General features: G+C 68.0%; 20 protein-coding genes and 5 pseudogenes. 14 read left to right on the top strand and 11 right to left on the bottom strand.

What is annotated here, in order from left to right; all coding sequences use genetic code 11:
* Positions 1-124: 124 nt before the first annotated feature.
* Positions 125-1,708 carry an ISL3 family transposase gene (locus tag VXC91_RS28670; RefSeq protein ID WP_425578476.1) on the bottom strand — a complete coding sequence of 528 codons (1,584 nt, stop codon included), beginning with the start codon at positions 1,706-1,708 and terminating at the stop codon, positions 125-127.
* Positions 1,709-1,848: 140 nt separating this feature from the next.
* Positions 1,849-2,781 (bottom strand): LysR family transcriptional regulator, encoded by a 933-nt coding sequence (locus VXC91_RS28665; protein ID WP_329510243.1) that lies wholly within the window; start codon positions 2,779-2,781, stop codon positions 1,849-1,851.
* A 195-nt stretch (positions 2,782-2,976) separates the two neighbouring features.
* Here VXC91_RS28665 and VXC91_RS28660 point away from each other — a divergent pair, with 195 nt between their 5' ends.
* From VXC91_RS28660 to VXC91_RS28645, 4 genes are all read left to right on the top strand, one after another.
* Positions 2,977-3,585, top strand: a complete 609-nt coding sequence (locus VXC91_RS28660; protein WP_329510242.1) for a flavin reductase family protein — start codon at positions 2,977-2,979, stop codon at positions 3,583-3,585.
* Entirely contained in the window at positions 3,582-4,004 is a 423-nt protein-coding gene (locus VXC91_RS28655) for an ester cyclase (RefSeq protein ID WP_329510241.1), read from the top strand. Before VXC91_RS28660 ends, VXC91_RS28655 begins: the two co-directional genes overlap by 4 nt.
* The gene (locus VXC91_RS28650; protein ID WP_329510240.1) at positions 4,001-5,599 is read left to right on the top strand and encodes a 4-hydroxyphenylacetate 3-hydroxylase family protein; all 1,599 of its coding nucleotides are present in this window, start codon (positions 4,001-4,003) and stop codon (positions 5,597-5,599) included. Before VXC91_RS28655 ends, VXC91_RS28650 begins: the two co-directional genes overlap by 4 nt.
* Before the next feature lie 103 nt (positions 5,600-5,702).
* Complete coding sequence (locus VXC91_RS28645) at positions 5,703-6,581, top strand: dioxygenase family protein (RefSeq protein ID WP_329510239.1); 879 nt, start codon at positions 5,703-5,705, stop codon at positions 6,579-6,581.
* Positions 6,582-6,606: 25 nt separating this feature from the next.
* Here VXC91_RS28645 and VXC91_RS28640 read toward each other — a convergent pair whose 3' ends face one another.
* Positions 6,607-7,065: a hypothetical protein gene (locus tag VXC91_RS28640; RefSeq protein WP_408057495.1), complete on the bottom strand. Its 459-nt coding sequence runs from the start codon at positions 7,063-7,065 to the stop codon at positions 6,607-6,609.
* 95 nt (positions 7,066-7,160) lie between these two features.
* Here VXC91_RS28640 and VXC91_RS28635 point away from each other — a divergent pair.
* A pseudogene (locus tag VXC91_RS28635) lies at positions 7,161-7,271 on the top strand (VapC toxin family PIN domain ribonuclease); the annotation flags it as partial.
* Between the two features lie 60 nt (positions 7,272-7,331).
* On the opposite strand, the pseudogene VXC91_RS28630 reads toward VXC91_RS28635, so the two are convergent.
* Both VXC91_RS28630 and VXC91_RS28625 read right to left on the bottom strand, forming a co-directional pair.
* Positions 7,332-7,592: pseudogene (locus VXC91_RS28630) on the bottom strand (hypothetical protein); the annotation flags it as partial.
* Positions 7,593-7,816: 224 nt separating this feature from the next.
* A complete protein-coding gene (locus tag VXC91_RS28625) occupies positions 7,817-11,209 on the bottom strand; it encodes a S8 family peptidase (protein ID WP_329510238.1) in 3,393 nt (1,130 codons plus the stop codon).
* A 339-nt stretch (positions 11,210-11,548) separates the two neighbouring features.
* Between VXC91_RS28625 and VXC91_RS28620 the strand changes: the two genes are divergently transcribed.
* From VXC91_RS28620 to VXC91_RS28590, 7 genes and pseudogenes are all read left to right on the top strand, one after another.
* On the top strand, positions 11,549-12,340 hold the full coding sequence (locus VXC91_RS28620; RefSeq protein WP_408057494.1) for an IS630 family transposase: 792 nt from the start codon (positions 11,549-11,551) through the stop codon (positions 12,338-12,340).
* Positions 12,341-12,370: 30 nt separating this feature from the next.
* Positions 12,371-12,832, top strand: a complete 462-nt coding sequence (locus VXC91_RS28615; protein ID WP_329510237.1) for an Lrp/AsnC family transcriptional regulator — start codon at positions 12,371-12,373, stop codon at positions 12,830-12,832.
* Between the two features lie 211 nt (positions 12,833-13,043).
* Positions 13,044-13,220, top strand: a pseudogene (locus VXC91_RS28610) (IS256 family transposase); the annotation flags it as partial.
* Between the two features lie 117 nt (positions 13,221-13,337).
* Positions 13,338-13,787: an SRPBCC family protein gene (locus tag VXC91_RS28605; RefSeq protein ID WP_329510236.1), complete on the top strand. Its 450-nt coding sequence runs from the start codon at positions 13,338-13,340 to the stop codon at positions 13,785-13,787.
* 52 nt (positions 13,788-13,839) lie between these two features.
* Positions 13,840-14,184: a YciI family protein gene (locus VXC91_RS28600; protein ID WP_329510235.1), complete on the top strand. Its 345-nt coding sequence runs from the start codon at positions 13,840-13,842 to the stop codon at positions 14,182-14,184.
* A gap of 20 nt (positions 14,185-14,204) precedes the next feature.
* The gene (locus VXC91_RS28595) at positions 14,205-15,425 is read left to right on the top strand and encodes an RNA polymerase sigma factor (protein ID WP_329510234.1); all 1,221 of its coding nucleotides are present in this window, start codon (positions 14,205-14,207) and stop codon (positions 15,423-15,425) included.
* Between the two features lie 2 nt (positions 15,426-15,427).
* Positions 15,428-15,604 (top strand): annotated as a pseudogene (locus VXC91_RS28590) (IS256 family transposase); the annotation flags it as partial.
* A 1,111-nt stretch (positions 15,605-16,715) separates the two neighbouring features.
* Here the strand turns inward: VXC91_RS28590 and VXC91_RS28580 are convergent.
* The 6 genes and pseudogenes from VXC91_RS28580 to VXC91_RS28555 form a co-directional block, all read right to left on the bottom strand.
* Positions 16,716-16,856 (bottom strand): annotated as a pseudogene (locus VXC91_RS28580) (substrate-binding domain-containing protein); the annotation flags it as partial.
* Positions 16,857-17,323: 467 nt separating this feature from the next.
* Positions 17,324-17,593, bottom strand: a complete 270-nt coding sequence (locus VXC91_RS28575) for a GntR family transcriptional regulator (RefSeq protein ID WP_329510233.1) — start codon at positions 17,591-17,593, stop codon at positions 17,324-17,326.
* A gap of 834 nt (positions 17,594-18,427) precedes the next feature.
* The gene (locus tag VXC91_RS28570; RefSeq protein WP_329510232.1) at positions 18,428-18,748 is read right to left on the bottom strand and encodes a hypothetical protein; all 321 of its coding nucleotides are present in this window, start codon (positions 18,746-18,748) and stop codon (positions 18,428-18,430) included.
* 737 nt (positions 18,749-19,485) lie between these two features.
* Positions 19,486-20,307, bottom strand: a complete 822-nt coding sequence (locus VXC91_RS28565; protein ID WP_329510231.1) for a replication-relaxation family protein — start codon at positions 20,305-20,307, stop codon at positions 19,486-19,488.
* 680 nt (positions 20,308-20,987) lie between these two features.
* Positions 20,988-22,343, bottom strand: a complete 1,356-nt coding sequence (locus VXC91_RS28560; RefSeq protein ID WP_329510230.1) for an MFS transporter — start codon at positions 22,341-22,343, stop codon at positions 20,988-20,990.
* A 472-nt stretch (positions 22,344-22,815) separates the two neighbouring features.
* Entirely contained in the window at positions 22,816-23,523 is a 708-nt protein-coding gene (locus VXC91_RS28555) for a FadR/GntR family transcriptional regulator (RefSeq protein WP_329510229.1), read from the bottom strand.
* Positions 23,524-23,689: 166 nt separating this feature from the next.
* Here VXC91_RS28555 and VXC91_RS28550 point away from each other — a divergent pair, with 166 nt between their 5' ends.
* Together VXC91_RS28550 and VXC91_RS28545 are read left to right on the top strand one after the other, a co-directional pair.
* The gene (locus VXC91_RS28550; protein WP_329510228.1) at positions 23,690-24,556 is read left to right on the top strand and encodes a CaiB/BaiF CoA transferase family protein; all 867 of its coding nucleotides are present in this window, start codon (positions 23,690-23,692) and stop codon (positions 24,554-24,556) included.
* Positions 24,451-25,114 (top strand): MFS transporter (locus VXC91_RS28545; protein ID WP_329510227.1); only part of this gene is annotated, 664 nt, incomplete at its 3' end. The genes VXC91_RS28550 and VXC91_RS28545, both read left to right, overlap by 106 nt.

The following is a 25,114-nucleotide window of genomic DNA, read 5'->3' as shown; positions in this document are numbered from 1 at the left end:
TGGTGAAGGCGTTGAGCCGGTCAGGGCGGTTCAGGGTGATGAGAGCGACACCGTCGGCGATGTCGAGCACGATCTCTGTGTTGTCGGTCATGTCAGAGGCCCCACTTCTGTTTCGGAACGTCCGTCAGCTCACGAAGGTGGGCAGCTGTTTGTTGATGAGGTGCTCGGCATCGGTGACGATCCGGCCGATGAGTTCGGCGACGGTCGGGATGTCGTCGATGAGCCCTTGCGCCATCCCCACCGTCCAGATACCGGCCTCCAGGTCGCCGTCCTCGAACACCTTCCTGCCGCGCTGTCCGGCGACCAGGTGGCGCACGTCGGGGAACTCGCCGCCGGCCTCAAGGGTGCGGACCACCTCTTCGCTGATCGCGTTGGCCGCGACGCGGGAAGTGTTCCGCAGGGGCCGGAGGATCAACGCGGTGTCGCGTTCGCTGCTGCGCACGATCTGTTCCTTGATCCGTTGGTGCACGGGCGCCTCCGCGGTGCAGAGGAAGCGGGTGCCAGCGGCAGCGGCGCGGGTGCCGTTCCAGGTTCCCCTCAGGTGTACGCCGATCACGGTGTCGAAGTCCTCTTCGGACATCGTGCGCAGGGTGGCGTCGCGGGTCAGGCGGGCATTGTTGACCAGGATGTCCAGCGGTCCGAACGCTTCCTCGGCTGTGTCCAGGTGCAGGACGGGCACGGCGGGGTCGGCCTGGCGCCGTTCGCGGAGGTGGTCGCGGTAGGGGTCGACGAGGGTGGGCCGGTAGGCGGGGGCGATGCGCAGGGCCTGGGGTTCGGGCATGCGGGCGTAGCGTTTGACGGTGTTCAGGGCCAGGTTGAGGCGGCGGGAGCAGTCGAGCAGGCCGACGCCTTGACCGAGGAGGCTGTGGACCTTGTTCCAGCGTTCGCGGGTGGTCTGCTCGCGTACTCCGCCGGGGCGGGGCGGGTTGATGGTGGCCCAGCATCCGGCGTGGGCGCGGACCTCGAGCAGGACTTTGTCGCACAGGTTGCGCCAGAGGTGCCATCGGTCGCTGACCTGCACCGCGTCGGGTAGGGCGCGGCGGACGGCCTCGGCGTAGGTGGCCGATCCGTCCCGGCACACGACCTCGATGCCGGGGTGGTCGCGCAGCCAGGACTCCAGGGTGGCGGCCTCGCGGTCGGGCAGGACCGCGACGCGTCTGCCGGTCTCGGCATCGGTGATGATCGTGGCGTAGCGGTGGCGGCGGCGCAGGGCGAAATCGTCCACGCCGATCACCCGCGGGTTGGCCTGTTGCGGCAGTGGTAGGCGCCGCAGATGGCGCAGCGCGGTGCTGCGGGAAACGGGCACGGCAAGCAGGCCGGTGAGGCGGGCGGCCGCCCGGCCGCATAACTCCCGCGCCACCTGGGATATCTGCCAGGCAAGGCGCACCGTGCGGCGCTGATGGCGCTCCAGCAGTCCGGGAATCTGCTCGCGGAAGGTCTGCCGCCGGCAGCCCAGGACCGGACAGACCAGCTGCCGTACGCGCAGGTGGACGACGACCTGGCGGCCGTCGACCGGTACATCCGTCATCGTCCGGCGGTGATACCCGTGCACCTTCGCCGTCGGCGTCCCGCACACCGGACACGGCACTGCCACATCCCGGGTGCGGGCCGTGACCACCACCGCGTCACCGCCGTCCGCCACGTCCTCGACGACCAACACCGACAGCCCGGAAAACACCGTCCCTATAAGGGAGTTGACATCCATCACAAGATCATGATCACGGACGGCTACTCGGTGTCACCACCGACTACGGGCCAGTCCCCAATTCCTGATACACCCACCCTGCCCGCCGGGCAGCCGCCGCGCATTCATGAAGGCCGATCGGGTGAGCGAGCCGCCGATTGCAGTCAGTTTCCGTCCGAAGGAGGTCCGTTCGTGCCGCCGAGGACGCTTGCGGAGGCGAGCAAGCGTTTGCGAAGCCAGAGGTGTGCCGGGTCGGTCGTGTGACGGGGATGCCAGTACATCGTCTCGTGGATGCAGGGCAGGGGGAGTGGCGGTGGCAGCAGCCGGATGTCGGTTGCCGCGGCGGCGAGCTGACGAGCCGCCCGCTCGAGGACGAGGCTGGCCAGAGATGTTCCTCGGATCAGGAAGGGCACGAGGAGAAAACTCTCCACAGTGAACTCGATCCGACGTTGGGTGCCGAGCTGGGCGAGGTGCTGGTCGGCGAGGTTGAGTTGCCGGTCCGGTCCGATGCTGTACACGAGGTGCGGGAGACGCAGGTATTCGTCCAGCGTTATCTGCTGCGCCGAGCCGGCCGGATTGGCGGCGTCGACCGCGCACAGCCATTGGTCGCTGAACAGTGGATACGACGGGAAGTCGGTGTCGCCGAGGTACTCCCTTGGTTCGATGACGAGATCGGCCACGTCGGTGTCCAGTAGTTGCCGTGGATCTCTCGATCTGGGGAGGACGTGAATGGTCACGCCTGGGGCTTCGGCAGCCGCCGCCCGGACGAAGGGGCTCAGCAATACCAGCGTCGCGTAGTCGGACGCGCTGATGGAGAAGGTGCGCATGTCCGTGCTCGGGTCGAATTCGGGACGCTGCTCGATGGTCCGCTCGACCAGGTTGAGGATCTCCCGTACGGGTTGCACCAGCCGCTCGGCCTCGGCGGTGAGGGTGAATTCCCTGCCCTGCCGCACGAGGAGCGGGTCCCCGAACATCTTCCTGAGGCGGGCGAGTGACGAGCTGGTCGCGGGCTGACTGAGGCCGAGCCGTCGGCCCGCGCGGCTGACGTTGCGCTCGGCCAGCAAGGCATCCAGCGCCACGAGCAGATTCAGATCCACGTTCCGCAGGTTCATAATCCCTGACCAGCCCATGTATGCGTGGTAGAAATACCACAAATCCAATATATCAATTTGACGAATATATTGCTTGATCATAGCGTCCCGAGCGAGCGGTACGGCCTTCGCGGTCGAAGCTTCGGCAGTTTCCCCTCCTGAGCGGTAGCACTTGTGGCGCCGCTGGTTTGGAGAGATCCGGTGATCGAATCAGGAAATACCCTCGGCGACCTGCTCGGGGATGACGACGTGGGGGCCGACGCCGCGCAGTGGGCGTTGGAGACGCAGGCGGATCCCGATACGTTCCGGGCGGCGATGGGCCGTGTGGTCGGCAGCGTGACCGTGGTGACCACACGTCATGACGCTCGTGCCTGGGGCATGACCGTCAGTGCGTTCAGTCCGGTGTGCATGGAGCCGGCGACGGTGCTGGTGTGTGTCAACGCTCGCACTGTCACCGCTGTGGACATCCACCGCGAGAGCAGATTCGGGGTCAATCTGCTCAGCCAGGACCAACTCTCCGTGTCACAGCTGTGCTCACGTGCCGGGGCAGTGAAATACGTCGATGACCACGTCGTCGCAAGTAGCCAGCTGCCGGCCGAAGTGGCGTCGCCGGTATTGCGCAATTCGCTGGTGACCTTCGACTGCGAGGTGACCGAGGCACGGACCGTGGGCAGCCACTTGGTCGTCATGGGCCAGGTGCGGGCCGTCCTGGCGCCCGACTCCCGCCGTCCACTGCTGTACGGGCAGGGCCGCTACCAACGCAGTGTGGACATCGAGGAGTTGCTGACGATGACGGAGGCCGCGGCATGAATCTGACCGGTCTGCCGGCCCGCCTGTACGAGGCCTACAACCACCACGACCCGCTCGCCGTCGCGCGACTGTATGACGCCGGGGCCACGCACGAGGAGATCGCGCAGGGCAGCTCCCGGCAGGGACCGGAGGCCATCGCCGACGGACTGCGTCGCTTCTTCCAGTGGTTTCCCGACGCCCACTGGCAACCGCAGACCCAGATCACCGATCCGAACGGACCGGTCGCGATCACCTATCTGCTCACTGCCACGCTGCAGGCGCCGATGGGCCCCCTCGCCGCCCGCGGCCAGCGTCTGTCACTGCGCGGCGTGCACGTGTTGCACCTGGGGGGAGAGCTGATCCGTGGCAGCGCGGACTACTGGGACGCCGCCACCTTCCACCGTCAGATGAACACCACCACCACAGGAGAGACAGCATGAGGACCGGCAAGGAATACCTGGAGTCGCTGCGCGACGGCCGCAAGGTCTACGTCGGCGGCGAGCTCATCGAAGACGTCACCACACACCCCAAGACCCGCGGATACGCCCAGGCGATCGCGGAGTACTACGACTTGCACCTGGACCCCGAGCACCAGGACATCACCACCTTCATCGACGAGAACGGCAAGCGCGAGTCGATGCACTGGTTCCTGCCGCGGTCGAAGGAGGACGCCGTCCGCCGCCGCAAGTACGCCGAGTTCCTGTTCCGGCACTTCAAGGGCGGCATCTTCACCCGTCCGCCGGCCGGAATGAACGTCGTCATGTTCACCCAGGTCGACGACCAGGAGCCGTGGGCCGAGAACTCCCGCTTCACCGGCCCCCGCCGCGACCTGACGGGCAACATCCAGCGCCAGTGGGAAGAGGTCACCTCGAAGGACCTCGCGATCTCGCCCATGTTCGTCGACGTGCAGTACGACCGCGGCCGCGAGGACGCGCTGGCCGAAACCCCCATGCTGAGCATCATCGAGGAGAACGACGAGGGCATCGTCGTCCGTGGCTGGAAGGCCATCGGCACCTCGATCCCCTTCGTCAACAACCTCCTGATCGGCAACCTGTGGCGGCCGGGCCAGACGCCCGAACAGACCATTTACGCGATGGTACCGGTGGCCACCCCGGGTGTGAGCGTGGTCGCCCGGGAATCGCGGGCCCAGCCCGACGCCGACCCCTACGACCGTCCGCTGGCCACCATCGGTGACGAGCTCGACGGGATGGTCTACTTCGACGACGTACTCATCCCCTGGTCGCAGGTCCAGCACATCGGCAACCCCGACCACTCCAAGTGGTACCCGCAGCGGCAGTTCGACTGGGTGCACCTGGAAACCCAGATCCGGCAGTGCATACACGCCGAACTCATGGTCGGTCTCGCACTGCTGATCACTCAGGCCCTGGGTACCAGCCGCCAGCCGGTGGTACAGGCACAGCTCGCCGAACTCATCCGGTTCCGCGAGACGTGTCGCGCGTTCATGCTCGCGGCCGAGGAGACCGGTTTCGAGACCCCGGGTGGACTGTTCAAGCCGAACAACATCTACATCGACTTCGGCCGGGCCCACTACCTCGAGAACCAGCACGACATGGTCAACAAGCTGATCGACTTCTGCGGCCGCAGTGTGGTCATCCAGCCGACCAAGCGCGAGCTGGACGACCCGTACATCGGCCCCAAGCTCGAGCAGGCGCTGCGCGGTTCCGAGATCAGCGCCCGCGACCGGATCAAGATCTTCCGGCAGATCAGCGAGCGCTTCCTCACCGAGTGGGGCACGCGCCACGAGATGTTCGAGAAGTTCAACGGCACACCGCTGTACCTGATCAACATGCTCACCATGCAGCGCACCGAGTACCAGGTCGACGGGCCGCTCACCCAGCTGGCCCGCGACGTACTCGGCTTCGGCGACACGGCGGAACTGGGCAAGCGGGCCGAGGAGGCGGAGAAGGCTTCGCACTACGCCAGCGTCCGCTTCCAGCCCGACTACGCCCGCGGCCAGGACGTCCACGAGGGCTACATCGGCCACCAAACGAAGGAAGGGACCGGTCGGCCGTAAGAACGCCGCGCCTCACCGACAGCTCCGGCCCGGGGCATCCGAGCCCCGGGCCGGACGGCCCAGCACCATCCAGAATGTTCTCGACCTCGCTGCAGGAGAGCTCATGGCAATCGATTTCACCGAGGAATCCGCCGCCGATGCAGTGATCGAAAGCTTCCACGCGACCCCGGACCCGCGTCTGCGAGAAGTCATGATCTCCCTTACCCAGCACCTTCACGCCTTCGTGCGGGACATACGGCCGAGTACCTCCGAGTGGCAGCAGACGATCGACTTTTTGACCGCGACCGGCCAGATGTGTGATGACACTCGTCAGGAGTTCATCCTGCTCTCCGATGTCCTCGGCGTCTCGATGCTGGTGGAAGCCATCAATGATCGTAATACGCCCGCGGCGACCGCGGCGACCGTGCTCGGTCCCTTCCACGTCGTCGAATCCCCACCTCGCGAACTGGGGGACACCATCGACCTGATCGGCAAGGGCAAGCCGTGTGTGGTGACCGGATGCGTCCTTTCGCAGGACGGCTCACCGCTGCCGGGCGCGCTTGTCGACGTCTGGCAGGCCAACGAGGAGGGCTTCTACGACGTCCAGCAACCCGGCGTGCAGCCGCTCGGGAATGGGCGGGGGTTGTTCACCACCGATGAGCAGGGCGTCTTCTGGTTCCGCACGGTCGTTCCGAGCTACTACCCCATTCCGACCGACGGCCCGGTCGGGCGCATGCTCGACCGCACCGGTCGGCACCCCAACCGGCCCGCGCACATTCACTTCATCGCCGGCGCCGCGGGCCATACTCCGGTGACCACGCACGTCTTCGTCGCGGGCAGCCCGTATATCGAATCCGACGCGGTGTTCGCCGTGAAAAAGACGCTGATTACAGATTTCGCACACATCGATGATCCGCAGCGGGCACGCGAGTTCGGGGTAGCGAACCCGTTCGCCCACGCACAGGTGGACATCGTGCTGGAATCCGTACCCGGGGCGTTGTAGGTGCCAAGAACTGCGTTCGTGCTGGTCACGCCACGTGTTGGTACTCGTGGAGGACGCCGCCGAGGCGGGCGAGCCGGTCTTGAAAGCGCAGGAACGCTGGCCAGGTGGTGTGGTTCCGCTCGGGGGCGGGGGCGATGCCTTGTTCCTTGAGGATGTTCCACACGGTGGAGGCGGCGGCCTTGATGCCGAGGGTGGCGAGTTCGCCGTGGATGTGCCTGTACCCCCAGCTCGGGTTCTCTCGTGCGAGCCGGAGCACCAAGGCACGGACGGAGTGTACGGTGCGCGGTCGACCGGGACTCTTGGGGCGTGAGGCCGTGGCGTGACGACGGCGGGGCAGATCGCGGTGCTGGCGCAGCAGCGTGTCGGGAGAAACGATCAATTGGAGTCGGCGAAGGTGTACGCGGGGGAGGGGTTGCAGGAGCGTCGCGGGCAGTGCGCGGTCGGGCCAGGTGAGCTGTGACTTGTCGATCTGCCGCTGCAGCACGGCCAGTTGGTGGCGCTACGCCAAGATCTCGGCGTCCGTGTCGCGATCGTCCATCGGCAGCCGTCGTATCAAGGTGAAGAGGCCGCCAACCGCAAGCCGAACAGTACGAGGCGGACACCGTGCTCACCTTCGACAGGCGCGACTTCCGCGCCATCCGCCCGCTGACCCGGCACCCCGCGTTCCGGCTCCTGCCCGACGACCTGTAGCCGGCCGCGGCCCTGGTGGGGGCGGTGCCGGTGGAAGTGTCGGGCGTAGTCGTGGAGAAGTTTCTCGGCGTGGCCGCGGTCGAAGATCAGCAGCTGGTCGATGCATTCCTCCCGGACGGACCGCACGAGGCGCTTTGCATGTGGGTTGCAATTCGGGCCGCGCGGCGTGGGCCTTGAGGAAGGCCGTCCACTCGCCGCGCGCCGGGTGGCGGCGCAGCGCGGCGGGCCCGAGGCTGGCGGTGCGCGGAACCCGGCGCGCTGTGGACGGGCTGGCCTGTGGCCGAGTTGGTGCAGTTCGCCGTGCACGCGGCGGATCCCCATCGTGGATTCTCGGAGCCGACTTGGGTGATCAGCTCGCGCACGTACTCGGCACGGATGAGGATTCTGGCGCCGACACCCTCACCCGCTCCGCGCGGGCCGCGTGCTGGTGCTCGCCTCGCCCCCTCCTTGGATCTGCTCACCGGGCTCTGAGTATGGCTGCCGATGGCGGACGACGCAGACGGGCCCGCCGGACGGATCCGGCGGGCCCGCGCTGCCGATCTCGGCTACTTGAGGAGGTAGGCCTTGATCACGGTCTGCTTGAAGGAGTTGCCCGCGGCGTCCGTGACGCTGGTGCGCAGGCTGACCGAACCGCCCGAGAGGCGGCGCGGGCTGTCCACGGTCACCGTGCGCTTCATGCCGGAGCCGTTGACCTTCGCGGACTGCCAGGTCCTGCCCTCGTCGTAGGAGACCTCGACGGTGAAGGTGCGGATCGGCGTTTCGGCGGCGCCGACCGTGCGCTGGATCAGGACCGGGATGTCAAGCTCACGCCCGGCCGTGGCCCGGTTCCACTCGTCCAGCTCGGGCGCCATGCGCACCGCGTACAGCGGCAGCGCCTGGCGGCTCGCCGTGGTCTGCGACCGGAAGCGCCACTCGGCCGACACGTGCGTGGAGACGGAGCTCGGGGCGAGGTTGCGGTCCAGCTCGGCCGTCAGGCGGTAGTCGGCCGGGCTGGCGTCGGCCGGCGCCTGGGCGAAGCCATAGCTGTGCGGGACGAGTTCGCCATTGCGCCACAGCTCCATCGTGGGCAGGCCGGCCGTCGTGTCGCCCACCAGGTCGAGGTTTCCATTGGCGGCGGTTTGGAAGCCGTACCAGATGTCGTCGCCCTCACGGAACGTAGTCATCCCCTCGGGTGCGAGGCCCACGGCCTGCACTCCGCCGTTCCAGCGCTCCTCGACCTCGGTCCCTGGCTTGTAGCTGTGCAGGGCGCTGAGGTAGCTCTGCCCGCGGGTGTCCGGGTCGAAGAAGTTGTTCTGGTCGAAGGCCGCCTGCCAGCGCAGGCCGTCGGCCGCCGAGAAGTAGTCCACCCGCCGGGTCGGAACCGCGAGCCCCGTCATCGAAGGCATGCCGAAGCGGACGTTGTCGACGTACATCCAGTGGAGGTGGGCGGCGGTGGTCCCCGGCGTGGTGGCGGCGAAGGTGGTGTTCACCTTGGCCAGCTCCGACTTGCGTGGGTTGTAGCCGGGATCGGCCGGGATGGCGCCGTGCACCGGCCGGGTGAGGTAGTAGACCGACGAGGGGTTCCGGTCCGCGCCGGCGGGGTCACCCCAGACGGTGCTGACGAGGTAGGTGAACTTCGAGTCCTTGTACTGCGCCGTCGGCGTCGCGTACACGCCCTCGATGTGGTCGGTGCCGATCGCGTTGAACATCGTGACGGAGAGAAGCTCGTCGGCCAGGCTGATGGTGCCGATCTCGGCCGAGAGAATGCGCGCGGAGCGGCTCGGCGCCGAGACCGTGACGGGCTTCGCCGTGCGGGCGTCGATGGCGACCTGCCGGTCGGCGGTCATCTCGACCTTCGGCACGCCGACGATGATGCCCTCGGTGTACGACGCGTCGAAGAAGAAGCCGGTCACCGAGTAGGTGTCCTTCGGCAGTCGGACCACGGTGCTGGTCTTGCCGAACGCTTCCACCTCGTAGGCCTTGCGGTCGGCCGACTGGACGAGCAGGAAGGCGTTGTCGGGGGCTGTGCCCGTGCGGCTCTTCAGGTCGATGCGCAGGTCGTAGGACGGCTGCTCGAGGTCCATGCCGAACGGGACGCGCACCGACACCTGGTTGTCCGTGGTGGCCGCGGTCACCACGCCGCTGTAGGCGGCGTAGGCCGTGGTGGCCTCCGGGGTCGCGGTGAGGGTGACGTCCGCCGTTCCGTGCGCGGGCACGGTGACCGTGTCGGCACTGAGGCGGAAGAGGCCCTCGGGGGCGGGCTCGTCCAGCCTGCCGTGGGTGGCGTTCTGCTTCAGCTGGAGGACGACCGGCTCGGCACCGGGGTTGCGGTAGGTGATCGTCTTGCTCACCGGCGGCCGGATGCCGTCGGTCCAGCGGATCAGCCCGAAGTCCAGTCCGGCGGAGTCGGCGGTGACCTCCTGGTCGACCGCACGGGCGACGTCGACGCGCCCGGCGCCCTGGTAGTAGGCGCCGTGCTCCTTGGCGCCGGTCGTCGACTGCATGAGCTGCCGCTTGACCTGCTCCGGCGTCCAGTCGGGGTGCTGCTGGAACAGGATCGCGGCGGCGCCGACCACATGCGGCGTGGCCATGGAGGTGCCGCTCATCGCCATGTAGCCGTCGTCGGCGGTGGTGCCGCCCGCCCTGGCGGCGACGACGTTCACGCCGGGGGCGATCAGGTCCGGCTTGAGGCCGGAGTCGCCGGTCCGCGGGCCGACCGAGCTGAAGTCGGCGCGGTCGTCGTCCTCTTCGGCCGCGCCGACGGCCAGCGCCCGGTCGGCGGAGGCGGGTGAGGAGACCCGGCTGCTGGAGCCGTTGTTGCCGGCCGCGGCCACGACCAGGGCGCCGTAGTCGCGGGTGACCGTGTCGACCATGGCCTCGACGGCGTCGGTCTCGGGGGTGTCGGTGTCGCCCAGGCTGAGGTTGATCACCTTGGCGCCGTGCTGGGCGGCCCAGGCGAGCCCCTCGATGATGTCGGAGTTGTCGCAGTTGCCGTCCGCGGTGCAGACCTTGCCGGACAGGATCTGCACTCCGGGCGCCACGCCCTTGTACCGGCCGCCGGAGGCGGCGCCGGAACCGGCGATGGTGGAGGTCACGTGGGTGCCGTGGCCCATCAGGTCGTCGGTGTTCGGCTCGGTGGTGAAGTTCGCCGACTCCGCGACGAGCCCCTTGAGGTCGGGGTGGTTGGGGTCGTAACCGGTGTCGAGCACCGCGACCTTGACCCCGGCGCCGGTGTAGCCCTTCTCCCAGGCGTGGGGGGCTCCGATGCGCGGCACCGTCCGGTCGAGCTGGACCTTGGCGCGGCCGTCCAGCCAGACCCGGCGCACGCTCGCGCCGAAGGATGTGGCACCCGCCTTGGCGGGGGCGATGCCCCGCCAGAACCCCGCGGCGTCCTCGCGCTGTTCGCCGAGGGTCGCGAAGGGGGTCCCGGAGATGGGGCGGACCTTGTCGGCCCCGGCGGCGGTGAGCCGGCGCTCTGCGGTGCCCGCGTCACCCGCGTACTGGACGATCAGCGGCAAGCTGGACCGCTCGGCGTACTTCCCCTGGACCAGGGCCGAGACGTTGAACAGGGCCTTGTCGAGACGGCCCGTCGCGAGCAGGGGGAGGGCGTCGACCGGTATGACCGTCCAGTCCCGGCCGTCCTGGCGCTTGATGAACGTGAGGTGCTCGCGGCCCTCGGCGGGCTCGACCGACACACTCTGCTTGCCCGAGCTGTCCGTCTCCAGCGTGACGCGGTCGCCAGTGATCAGGGTGACCTGGTGCCGGGAGATCATCGGCGACCGGGCCGCCCCGGCCCGCGCGGAGGCGTCCGACCGCTTGGTGTCCGGGCCGATGTCCTGAGCGGCACCGGGGGTGGCCGTCAGACCGGCCAGTAGCGCCGCGAGGGTTGCCGTCGCCGCCGCATACCGCGGCAGAGGGAGGCGGACCCCGAGGCGCCACCTATTGTTCACGTGTCTCATGGGGGGACAGCGTGGTGCCGCGAAGGGCGGAGGTCAGCACTTTGCCTTGTCCAGTAGACGCCAAGTCACATTTACGCCACTGTGAATTCTTCACAAAGCGGACCAAAGGGCGGATGTATCGCGGGCGATATGTCGGTTTGGTGCCAGTGGAAGGTGTGTCAGTGGCAGGTTTCCGCGGTGTTGTCCGAACGCGCTGGTCAGCGAGCGGAAATCGCGTCTCGCCGTCTGGGCGGCACTAGTGCGCCTGAAATAGCGGCTCTAAGTCTGTAGGCTATTTTTATGGCGGCTCGGGGTCCTCGTGCTGTTGAAGTCGTGCTGTCTGTCGAGGAGCGTGCGGAGTTGGCACGTTGGGTGGGTGGTGCGGTGTCGGCCCGTGTGGCGGAGCGGGCCCGGATCATTCTGGCCTGTGCGGAGGGAGCCTCAAATACCGGTGTAGCAGCGGACTTCGGAGTATCCACGGAGACAGTGCGCAAGTGGCGCTCGCGGTTCGTGGCCCGGCGGATGGCGGGCCTGGTGGACGAGCCGCGGCCGGGCCGACGCAAGCCGGAGCTGGTGCTCTCCGAGGCCGAGCGGGCGGAGCTGACGCGCTGGGCGCGGCGGGCGAAGACTGCGCAGTTCCTGGCACTGCGGGCGAGGATCGTGCTGCGGTGCGCGGAAGGCGGGACGAACAAGGAGGTCGCCGCCGAACTCGGTGTATCGCAGGGAACGGTGAACCGCTGGCGGTCGAGGTTCATCCGTCTGTGGCTGGACGGGCTGAATGATGAGCCGCGTCCCGGCAGGCCACCTTCGATCCTGCTGGACCAGGTCGAGGATGTGCTCACGGCGACGTTGGAGTCCACCCCGGGCAAGGACACGCACTGGTCGCGGGCCTCGATGGCGAAGCACTCCGGGCTGTCGAAGTCCACCATCGGGCGGATCTGGAAGAAGTTCGACCTCAAGCCTCATCTCCAGGACGCGTTCAAGCTCTCCACCGACCCGCAGTTCATCGCCAAGGTCGTCGACGTCGTCGGCCTGTACCACCATCCGCCCGAGAAAGCGGTGGTGCTGTGCGTGGACGAGAAGAGCCGTGCGCCACGAGGCGCTGATGGAAACCGTGCCGGAGGAAGGACCCGCCGCCGGTCATCGCAGTGACCGGTCGAAGCTGGAGGCAGGCTGACCGACATGCGCATCCTGGAAGCCCTGCAACAGGATGGGCGGGCCAGTTACGCCGAGCTGGCACGGACCGTGTCCATGTCGGCCAGTGCTGTCACCGAACGGGTGCGGCGGCTGGAAGAGAGCGGTGTGATCCGCGGCTACTCGGCAGTGGTGGACCCACAACGACTTGGACTCGGCATCCTGGCCTTCGTCCGCCTCCGCTACCCCACGGGCAACTACAAACCGTTCCACGATCTGGTTGCGACCACGCCTGAGATCATGGAAGCCCACCACGTCACAGGTGAAGACTGCTTCGTACTCAAGGTCCTCGCCCGTTCCATGCGCCACCTCGAAACAACGACGGGCCGAATCGCCGGACTTGGCTCCGTCGCGACCAGCTTCGTCTACTCCAGCTCACTCTCGGACCGCGCGATCACGACGATGGCCTCATCGCCAGAGCGGCAAGATCGGGCGGATCGGCCTGCATGACGATCTTGTGGCCCATCGAGGCTGACGAGCTGACCCATGCCTGTGCTCGTCCGCGAACTGCACTACCACGGCGGGCACCACCGCCAGGTCCTCGGTGGGAAACACCCCGCGCATCCGCACCGAGCCTCACAACACCGCGAACCCGAGCCGGTACCCCGGTCGACGATCCAGCCGCCCACTAGTGCTGTGACCAGGAAGGTTCAGCGGGTTGGTCACCCGCGGGGCCGGTAGCCCCGCCGCCGCGCTGGCCATGGTGTTCAAGCTCGCCGAGTCCGCCCAGGCCCGCTGGCGGGCGATCACCGCCCCGCATCTCGTCGCCTTGGTCCGCGCCGGGGCCCGCTTCGAAAACGGTCACCTCGTCGAACTCCACGAGGCCCTCGCCGCGTAACATGCCTCAACCGGCCAAAAATATTGACAGTTACCACAAAAAAATCTTCACGAGAGCCTGTAGTGGAGCGGCATGCCCGTTCGTCATCCACATGACGAACGGGAAGGGAGACCGCTCATGGACTTCGTCACTGGTGCGCAGGTAGCGATTGCCCTGACCGTCCAGATATCGCGCGAGCGGATGTGGGAGTTGATCACCGCGGTGGACCGGATCGGTGAGTGGAGTCCGGAGGCGATGGGGGGCACCTGGGCCAACGGTGCCCTCGGCCCATCTGCGGGGGCCCGGTTCACCGCCCGCAACCACTTTGCCAGCGGTTTTGTCAGTACGGTGAACTGCGTGGTCACCGAAGCCGAGCGACCGCGCACCTTCGCCTGGACGGTTCTCGACGATTCCGGCCTGGTCGGCTCGACCTGGCGATATGAGCTGGGAGAGGGCGGCGAGGCGGGAAGCACCCAGGTTTTCCACTCGTTCACGCACGGCCCCGGCAAAACACCGGCGCCCGAGTCGGAGCCGAGGCCGATCCGCAGGCTTTGGGCCGCCGTCTCGTCACGCTGTGCCGGAACATGACCACCACGATCGGCGCGATGACCGCTGCCGAAACCACGAATGGATCAAAGCGATGAAGTACCTGATGTTGGTGTGTACGGACCCGGACTACACCCCCGGGCAGGACGATGGTGCCCCGGATGTCGAGGACTGGGTCACGGAGATGGACGGCAAGGGGATCCGGCTGATGGGTAATCGCACCCGTCCGGCGAGCGACGCCACCACAGTTCGCGTCCGTAACCGTGAGGTGCTGCTCACCGACGGACCGTACGCGGAGACCAAGGACCTGATGGCCGGCTTCGACATCCTCGAATGCGCCGACCTCGACGAAGCCATCGACGTCGCGTCCAAGCACCCGATGGCGTGGAGCGGGATGATCGAGCTGCGGCCGTTCTGGCCCGGCGACGCTGACGAGTGAACAGCTGACGGAGAGGGCCGGTGGAATCCCAGGTAAAGGAGTGCATCGCCGGGATCTACACCGACGGGTGGAGCCGGATCGTGGCCACCATGATCCGGTTCACCGGCGGTGACTGGGGCCTGGCCGAAGAGTGTGTGCAGGACGCGTTCACGCAGGCGCTCCAGAAGTGGCCGCAATCAGGCATACCGAACCAACCACTTGCCTGGCTCACCACCGCCGCACGCAACCGCGCGGTCGACCGGATGCGCCGTGCCTCGACCGAGGCGGCGAAGCTGCGAAAGGTGGCGGCGATGGAACCGGAGCAGCCACCGCCATACGCAAGCGACAGCGAGATCCCGGACGAGCGCCTTGAGCTGATGTTCACCTGCTGCCATCCGTCGCTGAATCTCGACGCTCAAGTGGCGCTGACCCTGCGGAGCCTGACCGGCATGAGCACCGCCGAAATCGCGCGTGCATTCCTGGTACCGGAACGCACCATGGGGCAACGCCTCTTCCGAGCCAAACAGAAGGTCGCCCACGCAGGCATCCCGTTTCGCGTGCCACCCGCGCACCTGCTGCCAGACCGCCTTCCCGCCGTACTCCACGTGCTCTACCTGGTGTTCAACGACGGATACGGAGACCCGCACAAGACCCGGCTACGGGGGGAGGCCATCCGTCTCGCCCGCGTGCTCACCGTATTGATGCCCGACGAACCCGAGGTGCACGGCATGCTCGCGCTGATGTTGCTGCATGACGCCCGGCGGCCGGCGCGCATCGACGCCAACGGCGATCTGGTCACCCTGGAGGAGCAAGATCGCTCGCTGTGGGATCAGGCTCAGATCGCGGAGGGCCTCACAATCCTCGAACGAGCGCTGCGACGGCGCCGGGCCGGACCGTTCCAAGTCCAGGCAGCCATCGCAGCGTGCCACGCCACCGCGCCGGTGGCAGCCCAAACCGACTGGCCACAGATCGTCGGGTTGTACGCGCAACTCGTCCTCGTGGCACCGAGCGTGATCGTCGATCTGAACCACGCCGTCGCGATCGGCATGGCGGAAGGCCCGGAGGCGGCGTTGCCGCTGGTCGATGCGATCGCAGAGACCGGGCAGCTGGACGGGTACCATCTGCTGCATGCGACGCGTGCCGAACTACTGCGACGCGCCGGCCGTGCAGCGGAAGCCCGCGACAGCTATCGCGCGGCGCTCGACCTAGCGCCCACCGAGGCTGAACGTCGCCACCTTCGGAACCGGCTGAGGCTCTTGTGATGGTGGCAGTCGCGCCGCATCCCCCCGCCGCAGCGCTGGCGATGGTGTTCAAGCTCGCCGAGTCCGCCCAGGCCCGCTGGCGGGCGATGACCGCCCCGCATCTCGTCGCCTTGGTCCGCGCCGGGGCCCGCTTCGAAAACGGTCGCCTCGTCGAACGCCATGAGGTGGCCGCGGCGTGAGCACCATCGAGGCCGAGCCCGTCCGCACCAAGCGGTTGGAATTGCTACCGCTTCGCGTCGCGCACGCCGAGGAGATGGCGCAGGTACTCGGCAACCCGGCCCTGCACACCCACATTGGCGGCACCCCGGACACCCTGCAAGAGCTGCGCTCGCGTTACCAGCGCCTATGTGCGGGTTCACCCGACCCGGCCGTCTCCTGGCTGAACTGGGTCATCCACGAAGACCGCTTGACGGGCACGGCGCAGACGACTGTCAGTCCCACCAGGCCACGGCCTGGTCGCCGATGGTCATGCCGACCGACTAGGACAGCCACCGGCCGCGGGCGGACAGCCAGTCGACGAACTCGTGGGTGCCCCCGCCCGAGTCGGCCGCAGATCCTCCTCCGAGAGCCCTTCAAGGATCCCGACAACGTGCTCGCGCTGGCGGTCCAGGGCGCCCCTGAGGGCGTCGAGTTCGGCGTTCACCGGGCGGCGCACAGTTCGGCGAGGCGTTCGAGGGTGCTCGCCATTTGCGTCTGCCACCAGGCGCGCCCGCTGTCCACTTCCGCTCGTTTGTCCTCCGGCAAGCGCGAACCGTCGAAGATCTCGGTCACCACCGTCGCCCCGGCCCCGTCCGGGACCAGGTCGAAGATCCACCGGTGGCCCCAGGCGGCCCCGGGCGCGGTGGCGTTCGGGTGCCCGCGACCGGGCCTCGGCTCCCAGCCGATGCGGCGGTCCGGCTCGTACTCGACGACGTGGTTGTGCATCTCGTAGTCGCCGTAGCGCTCGTAGTGCATCCGCATCACGAAGACGTCCCCGACGCCCGAGACCACGGCGTCAAAGACGCCACCGCGCAGCATCCCCGAGCCGTCGAGGTCCGGGTGCCGTCCGGGGTCGGCCAGGATCCTGAAGATGTCCCCCGCCGGGGCGCCGATGCGCCGGGACACCACCACGGGCTCGCCTGTCGTGCTCGTCATCCGCTCGCCTCCGTCAACCGCAGAGCATGAACCTGACCCGGCCTGGACGCTACACCGGGGGTACGACAACGTCTGGCCGAGCACGTACGAGCCCCGCCCTACGCGCGCTCCCACCAAACCAGTTCTGTCGCCAGCACCGCGCGCCGTCGGGTAGGCGGCGATCTCCTCCAGCAGTACTCGCGCCAGCGTGCGGCCCACCTCCGCCATCGGCTGCCGCACGCTGGTCAGCAGCGGGTTGGTGTGCCGCGCGATCGGCGAGTCCTCGAAGCCGATCAGCGCCACGTCGTCCGGCACCCGCCAAGCCCGGCGAACCTTTCCGGTCAGGGCATTAGCCACCGCCCACCGGGGCGCGGGCCGACTCACGATCGAGATCCACGCCCCCGCCCCGCCCCGTTTCGGACACAACCACTGACGATACGGAGATAAGGGCCTCGACCTTACGGTCGCGGTCCTTGTCGCGTGTTCGTAGCTGATGGTGATGCCCAGGGCCGACCTTCAGCCCGGTGACGGTGTTCCGCTGCGCGATCGGGTGTGCGGTTGCGACCAGGATCGGGATGTGTCGCGTGGCATGCTCGATGACCTCGAAGTCGAACAGTCGCGCGCTCGTCAGAGGGCGGGGCCTGTCGGCGTCGCGTTCGGTTCCGGAGCCGGGACTCGCCCTGGTCGAGTGGGCCCGCACGTGCGAGGCGGTCGTGACGACGACTGCGACGCCGAGTTCCGCTGTGGCGGCGAGTCGGTAGACCCCGCGTCCTTACAGTACTGCACTATATGGCCTCTGAACTGGGCTTTTCCGCCACGTAGGTGCCGCGCTGGGGCACTGTGAAGACCTCTCCGGACTCCACCAGGACAGCGATAGCCCGCCGTACCGTGCTGCGTGCAAGCCCGTATTGCTGCACTAGCTGAGTCTCAGACGCGATCGCGCGTCCTGGTGCCCAGTCTCCTCGCCGGATACGCGCACGCAGAATTTCGGCGAGTTGCCGGTACGGCGTGAGCGGGGCGCCGTGATCAATCTCCGCATCCGGATCAATGGCCATAGCTGGAAGCTAGGCGTACCCATTCGTGGTGGCACTTTGAGATACGTCTAGAGACGTATCGATACACGGGAAAGGCCCCCGGCGGGTGCTGCGAACACCCCCTGGGGCGTGGCCGATCGCTGGCAAGGAGCGAACGACAATGCGAAGCCTAGTGGCGCTGATTCTCGGCTTCTTACGGGCTGTCCTCGGAAAGTGCCGGGCGCAAGCTGCGCCGATACGAACCCTTTCCGCTCCGCGTTGCCAGCGCGCGGCGGACGTCATGGAGACGGAGTCCCTGCTGCTGGTGAAGTCGTACCTGGTGGAGCACGAACAGGCGCGAGAAGGGCGGTGCCGGCGCGAGAAGGGGTGCACGGCAGTACTGGCTGTCGTTGGGCAGGACTGCGTTTCGGCGGTGACCGAATGACCCGCCTTCGACGCCTCCCGTTCAACGGGTCGGAAGGCAAGCCCGCGTATATGCCTTCCAACAATCCAGACGGTCCGCTCTCGCTGTTCGCAGACGCCATCGAGGCGCAGCAACTGGAAGTAGGCACAGCGGTGTTGGCGCTGGTGCGCCCCATGCTGGGTGTGACTTTGACCGTTGATGAGGCCATGTACATGCTGCGGCGTACGGCGGAATGCCTCCGCGACGCGCTAGACGTGGCGGAGTCCCGTGGTCAGCGGCTATGTCTGCCGGACCAACCGCTCTCGGGAACTGCTGCTGAGGTATTGAGCCAGGCGTTGAAGCGGTCACTCCCGGACGTACGGTCAGAGAGTGGAGGCGGCGTAGGCGCGTAGCAACTCGACCAGCCTTCAATGACACGAAGCCCTGCAGGCGCCCTGCGAGATTCGTAGGTGTCAACAGGGCTTCGTCGCTTCCTGGGAGGCTCGCAGGGCCGGGGAGGCCGCATTGCCCGCGAACAACTTCGTCCCCGGCAAATCCGCTACCGACCACGCGAGCCCGACCTCGGTCACGATGGGGAAGCGGGGGCCGTGGTCGGCCCGCCACAGCTCCAACCAAGCCGCAGGAGGGACTGACCGCCGCATCTCCACAGACGCCGCCGTGATCTGGTGACGCAAGGCGAGCATCTCGGCATCCTTCTTGCGGTCGCTCATCGGGAGCAATCGCAGGAGGGCGAGGGCACTCATGACGCCGAGGTAGGCCAGTTTCAGCAGCACGGTCGATCATCATGCCGCCTTGATCCACAAGGCGGCCAGGGTGCTGACTTTGACACTTCGGGCGACGCGGTCGGCGCCCGGTGGCCGAGGCACACTGCCTCCCACCAGCGCGGATGGGTTTTCGGCAGGAGCAGGGTTTGGGTCTGTGCGGTGCTCGCCGTGATGCTTGCGAGGCTGAGTGCTGTGATGGTGGCGGTGAGCCGGTCCGGGGCGAAGGCGCGGGCGGGCGTACACGAATCCGGCGCCCGTCACACGACGTCGTCGCGCAGGTTGACGGTCCGCGGGTGGTCGAGCCCGGGGTGGAGCGCGGCTTCCTGCTCCAACGCTCAGACGACTATCGGCCCTGCTGAAACAGATCTGCGCAATGGGCTGCGCATTCGTGTCCGGGACCATTGCGCAGCCCCGCCCCCAAGGCGACTTCACGGTGCGTATCCTGCGCACCCGGGCCTGGACGACATCCGTCGTTGCGCGATCGAGATCCCATTGCGCAGCTACCGGTCGGACGGTGTGCGCACCGCTGTGACCTGCTCTGGTCGGGTCCATGGTCGGGCTGGATCGCTCCATGGGCGGGTCCGTACAGGCCGTGGTCGGGCATGATGTCCAGGCCATGCCAGCGGCGTGCTGGAGGCAGCCTGGGCGGTTGCGCAGCCATCACGTGCGCGAGGCGCCGCGCAGCGCTGTGACCTGCTGTGGTCGGGTCCATGGTCGGGAGAATTACGCAGGCGCGGGCGGAGCAGCTAGGCGCGGCGGGAGTGCATCCAGCCGACCTTGTGGTCCTGGTCCGGGACGTGGATGGGGTGCCATACGGGTGCGGAGGGGCCGTTGCGGAGCAGGTCGGTCAGAGGGGCTGCCAGGACAGGGACATCGCGCAGGAAGCTGGACAGCGCCAGTGCCCTGGTGGCAGCGCGCAGGGCCTGGATACGCGTGGCGATGCCGCTGGGGCCGGTGCCGTCCAGGACGAACAGCAGCCGCGGGAACAGGGCGTAGCGGCGCCTCCAGTCCTCCTCCAAAGGCTGCAGCCCGAAGTTCGGCTGTGGGCGGCCGATGGGTGTGGGCACGTAGGCGTGCAGGCGGGCGTAGGCGCCGAGTTTGGCGGCCAGGCGTTCGGGGCCCATGGTGGCCCGGTCGACTTCCACGAAGGCCCGCAACATCGACCCGCCGTCGCCGCAGCTGCGGTAGTACAGGAGGGCGTCAGGGATGACGGCCTCGCCGCCACCGAGGGAGTGGTAGACCTCGGGGATCCAGTCCAGCGGCCGGCACACGTCCCCACGGCGCCGGGAGTCCTGCAGGAAAGCAAGCCCGGTCTCCGTTACCGCCAGCGCGTGTCCTGCCCGAAGCCGCGCGGCGGTAGGGTCGGCGATCAGCTTCGGCGGCGGCCACTGGCGCAACTCCGGCCACTCGGAGGCGACCTGCACACCGTACTGGGTGGCAAACCACACCCGGGTGCGCCCGGCCTGGGGCAGCGTGATGCGATCGATCAGGCCCTCGCTGCGCAGCTTGGCCAACCTTCGTCGCGTCTGCTCGATCCGCGGAAACCCCGCCGAAAGCCCCGCCCTCATCCCCGCCGACAACTCTCCGCACCCACCGTGCGCCTGACGGCGTATCCGCAGCTCACCATGCCTGTTTGGGCGTGGTCGGGAGCCCGACATCCCCCTATGCGCCTCTCGCAGCCGACCCCTGAAGCAGAAAGAGAAAGGGCTGGGGCGGGCGGTCGGCGCGGCGGGGGATCGGGCGGCTTGGAACTGTTGTTGCGCGTCGGCGGGGCCTCCGCGCTCGGCGCCGGGCAAGCCAGCTCAGAGAGGGATCGGCGGGCGAGGCGCAGCGGGACGGGAACACGCGCCATCGTCACGATGCCACGGTGGCGCTTTGCCCACCCTAATCGCCCTGGTGCAGAGCGCGGACGCCAAGCCCGAGCGATGTGCAGGTCAAGCGCTGAGGCGGCTGCCGCATGGCGACGCTGGCACAGTGGCGGGTGCCGGCGGGGCGGGGCCGGGAATGCTGGGCGGTGGCCCGGGCGTGGGCCGCGACCTTCGGCCCCGGCTGCGGCGGCCGGGCTTGGCGGGACAGCCTCCTCCGGCCCGCTTCCTGCTTGTTCCAGCAGGTCGCCGACCGTCTCGGCGATGGATTCGCCGAGAAGCGCAACACCCCCACACCAGCAGGCCGGCCTCAAGCGCGAAATCGGAAAACAGCGATTCGGGGAGTACGCCTTCGACTGATTCAACATCCGTACCCGCCTTGGTCAGAGCTCTCCCGGCGAGGGCGCTGTGTTGGTGCGCGCCGGAACCGTTCCGTGCGAGGCCGTGACAGCCGATGCCTGGTGTGGCATGAGCAGCAGCGCGGTCATGGCAACGGCGCAGCAGCCGACGATGTACCAGCTGATCCCCGTGCTGGAGCCGGTGTGCTCGAGGATCGCCGCCGCGATGAGCGGCGCCGGTCCGCCCGCTATCACCGAGGCGAGCTGATAGCCGATCCCGGCGCCGCTGTAGCGGACGTTCGTCCCGAATCCCTCGGCGATCAATGCGGCCTGGGGGCCGTACTGGATGTCGTGGAAGATCAGGGAAAGCACGATCGCGAGGAGGACGAGACCGGAGCTGCCCGTGTTGAGCAAGCCGAAGTACGGGAACGCATACAGCCCGGTACAGAAGATGCCGATGCCGTAGACCAGGCGTCGACCGAAACGGTCGGAGAGGTGGCCGAAGAGCGGGACGCTGATCAGCCCGACGGCTGCCGCAATGAGCGTGTCGTTCAGCAGGTCGCCTTTGGGAAGATCGAGCTTTTGTGTGCCGTAGGTGAGCACGAAGGTGATGAAGAGGTAGAAGGGCGCCTGCTCCGACATCCGGACGAAGGCGGAGGTCAGCACCGTGCGCGGCTGGTGCCGCAGCACGCTCCAGACTGGCTGGCGCACCACCACACGCTCCTGCTTGAGCTCGGTGAAGGCTGGACTCTCCAGCACGCGCAGACGCACGTAGAGCCCGATGCCGATCAGTACCACGCTGGCGAGGAAGGGTATCCGCCAGCCCCAGCTGTCGAAGCCGCCGCCGGACACCGCGTTCGTCATCTTGACCATACCGGTCGAGGCGAGAAGGCCGAGCGGCACGCCGAGCTGCGGCCAGCTCGCCATCAGCCCGCGGCGGCGCTTGTCACCCCATTCCATCGACATCAGGACCGAGCCACCCCATTCCCCGCCTACGCCGATGCCTTGCGCGATCCGCAACAGGACCAGCAGTACGGGTGCGGCAAGGCCAATAGAGGCGTAGCCCGGCAGCACCCCGATGAGGAAAGTGCTGACCCCCATCAGGACGAGGGTGGTCACGAGTGTGGACTTGCGGCCGACCCGGTCTCCGACGTGCCCGAAGATCGCCGCTCCCAGCGGACGGGCCGCGAAGCCGACGAACTGCGTGCCGAACGAAGCGAGCACTCCGGTGTACGCGTCCTCGCCGGGGAAGAACACGTGGGGAAAGACCAGAGCCGCGGCGGTGCCGTAGAGGAAGAAGTCGTACCACTCGATCGCGGTGCCCACCGTGCTGGCGACCACGGCGCGGCGGCGGTGTTTGTTTATCGCTTCAGGGGTGGCAGAGGAATGTGGTGCGGTCATGGCGACTCCAAGTGGTTAAACCACTGAACCAATGAACCAATTGCGGCGAGGGTGCTACCCCGCTACGGACATGTCAAGAGGGTGCGCGGCCATGAGCGGAGGCGCCCCACCGACCGGCCGCCAGCCACGCGATCTTGGTGACGTCCCGCATGTCCGACGCCGGCATAAGCACCGAGCCGCGGTTCTGCTGCGTCTTCCGTACGACTCGTCGGCGTCCGCGCGCGAAGTACGGCGCACCCCATTCGTCTTGTCCGGCTGCAACACCCCGAACCAGACCCCTGCTGGTCGGTGAACTGGGCCATCCGCCCCTCGCGCATTACCTCCATGGGCCCCACCCGCGCCGTGCCGCCCCCTGTTCGACGGCCCCGGCCGCAGGTCCGTGGGCAGGTCAAGCACGCTTCGGCCGGTGAATCGCGCAGGCACTGCTCATGATGAACGCCGTGTCACCTCTTGGGGCTTGGGCCTCCTCGGCTCAATCCGTGGCCTCTGCCTGCCAGTCCAGCAATTTGACGTGGCCGACGGTCACCACGTGGTGGTGCATCGCGTGCGCGGCAGCTTCCTGGTCGCCCGCGCGTACCGCCTCGGCGATGCTGCGGTGCTGTTCCAGTGACAGCGCCGGGCGGCCGGGCTGACGCAGTGACTCGGCGCGGCTCTCGGCGATGGGCAGCGCGATCTCCGCCATGAAGGCGCCGAGCAGCGGACTGTGGGCGGCCGCGGTGACAGCGGCGTGGAAGCGTTTGTCCTCGGAGACGCCGAGTTCGCCGCGGTCGATGGCCTCGGCCATGACCGTCAGGGCCGCATCGATCTCCTGAAGGTCCTCATCGGTGCGGCGTTCGGCCGCGAGCGCGGCGAGTTTTGTCTCCAGGGCGTCCCGGGCGTCCAGGACGTCCGGGAGCCGGCGCCGCCGGTCGATCATCGTCTCCAGAGGTTCGGCGTCGAGCCGGTCGCGCAGCAGGTATGTGCCGCCACCGTGCCGCACCTCGACCAGGCCCTGCACCTCAAGGGCGACGATGGCCTGCCGGACCGAAGTGCGGCTGACGCCCAGCCGGTCCGCGAGTTCACGCTCCGGGGGCAGGTTGTCCCCCGCGTGCAGGTGTTCGTGCTCCACGTACTCCCGCAGTCTGGCGACCACCTGCTCGTAGAGGCGGGGCCGTGCCAGCGGGCGCAGCGACTCAGTCACAGGCGCAGGTCCCTTTCCGGATGGGGTCCCTCGAACCTCAAAGCTGCCCCTTGACAGCTGTTCGGCCCCGACTGAACACTCTAGCTCACCGGTCTAGTGGTCCAGTGGTCCAACCAATTTGGAACTGTCGAGACCACGCCCTCCCCAGAAAGGCACCCAGCCCGGTATGACATCGACCGAAGCACCCGGCTCCCCGCCGGGAACACCCCTCAGCACACCAGGTTCGGCCACGGCGCCCACCGCTCCCGGTCCCCTGACCGGAATCCGCGTCCTGGATCTCTCACGGATCCTGTCCGGCCCCCTCGCCACCATGGTCCTCGCCGACCTTGGCGCCGACGTCATCAAGGTCGAGGACACGAAGGACGGGGACGACACCCGCCAGTGGGGCCCGCCGTTCCAGGGCACCGAGGCCGCTTACTTCCTGGCCGCAAACCGCAACAAGCGCGGTGTGTCCGTCGACCTCAAGACGGATCGGGGCCGCGAGTTCGTGCTGCGCCTCGCAGACCGCGCCGACGTACTCGTGGAGAACTTCCGCCCCGGCACCGCCGACCGCCTCGGGCTCGGCCACCGGGAACTGTCCGCACGCAATCCGCGCCTGGTCTACGCCTCGATATCCGGCTACGGCCAGACCGGCCCCTGGGCCTCACGACCCGGGTACGACGCCATCGCCCAGGCGCAGAGCGGCATGATGAGCATCACCGGCGAACCCGGCGGGCCGCCGCTGCGTCCAGGCGTCGCCACCGCGGACATCGGCGCCGGCATGTGGGCCACCGTCGGCATCCTCGCCGCCCTGCTCGCACGGGGAACCGAGGGTCGCGGCCAGCACGTCGACGTCTCACTGCTCGACGGGCAACTGGCCTGGCTCACCTATGTGGCCGGCGGCTACTTCGCCGCGTCCAGCAGTCCTTCTGGCAGCGTGTCAAGGAGGTGCTCTCCGGCGAGTACGGCAGCCGCACCCTCGGCAACCTGCTGCTCCTGGTGGTCTGCGTCATCGGCCTGTGGGCCGGCTCCACCGACGTTCCCACCGCCATGAACACCCTGTGCGCACAGGCCGGTTACGACCACGACACCACCGTACGCCTGGCCAGCCTGTCCTCGATGACGGTGGCCGCCTTCACCATCCTCGGTTGCTTTGCGGTACCCCGCCTCGCCACACGTGCCGGCCGCCGCGGCGCGCTGGCCACGCTCTTCGCACTGGTGATCGTCGGTGCGTACGGCCTGGCCTACCCCCTGCACTCCATCGGCCTGACCTTCGCGTTCCTGCCCGTCCCCGGCCTCGGCGGTGCCAGCTTGGCGGTGTTCACCATCTGGCTGCCCGAGCAGTACCCCACCCGATGCGGGCCACCGCCTTCGCGTTCACCACCACCTTCTCCCGCTGGGTCGCCGCTGGAGGTTCGTTGTGGTGCTGCTGGTTGGGTGAAGTCGGCGGTGCGGTCGCCGAGCTGGCACGGCAGTTGGCGGGCCTGCTGGGTGTCCCAGGCCGCGGTTGGGGTGGGCGGTGACGCCGAGGATGTGGACGGTGCGAGTGCGTACCTCCATCACGAACGGGGCGCAGCACCGCGGCCTCGTGCCGCAAGATCAGTATTTCGGG

The organism is Streptomyces chiangmaiensis, assembly GCF_036281785.1.
In the GTDB taxonomy this organism is placed as follows: domain Bacteria; phylum Actinomycetota; class Actinomycetes; order Streptomycetales; family Streptomycetaceae; genus Streptomyces; species Streptomyces chiangmaiensis.
This window is presented reverse-complemented; position numbering and strand designations above follow the sequence as displayed.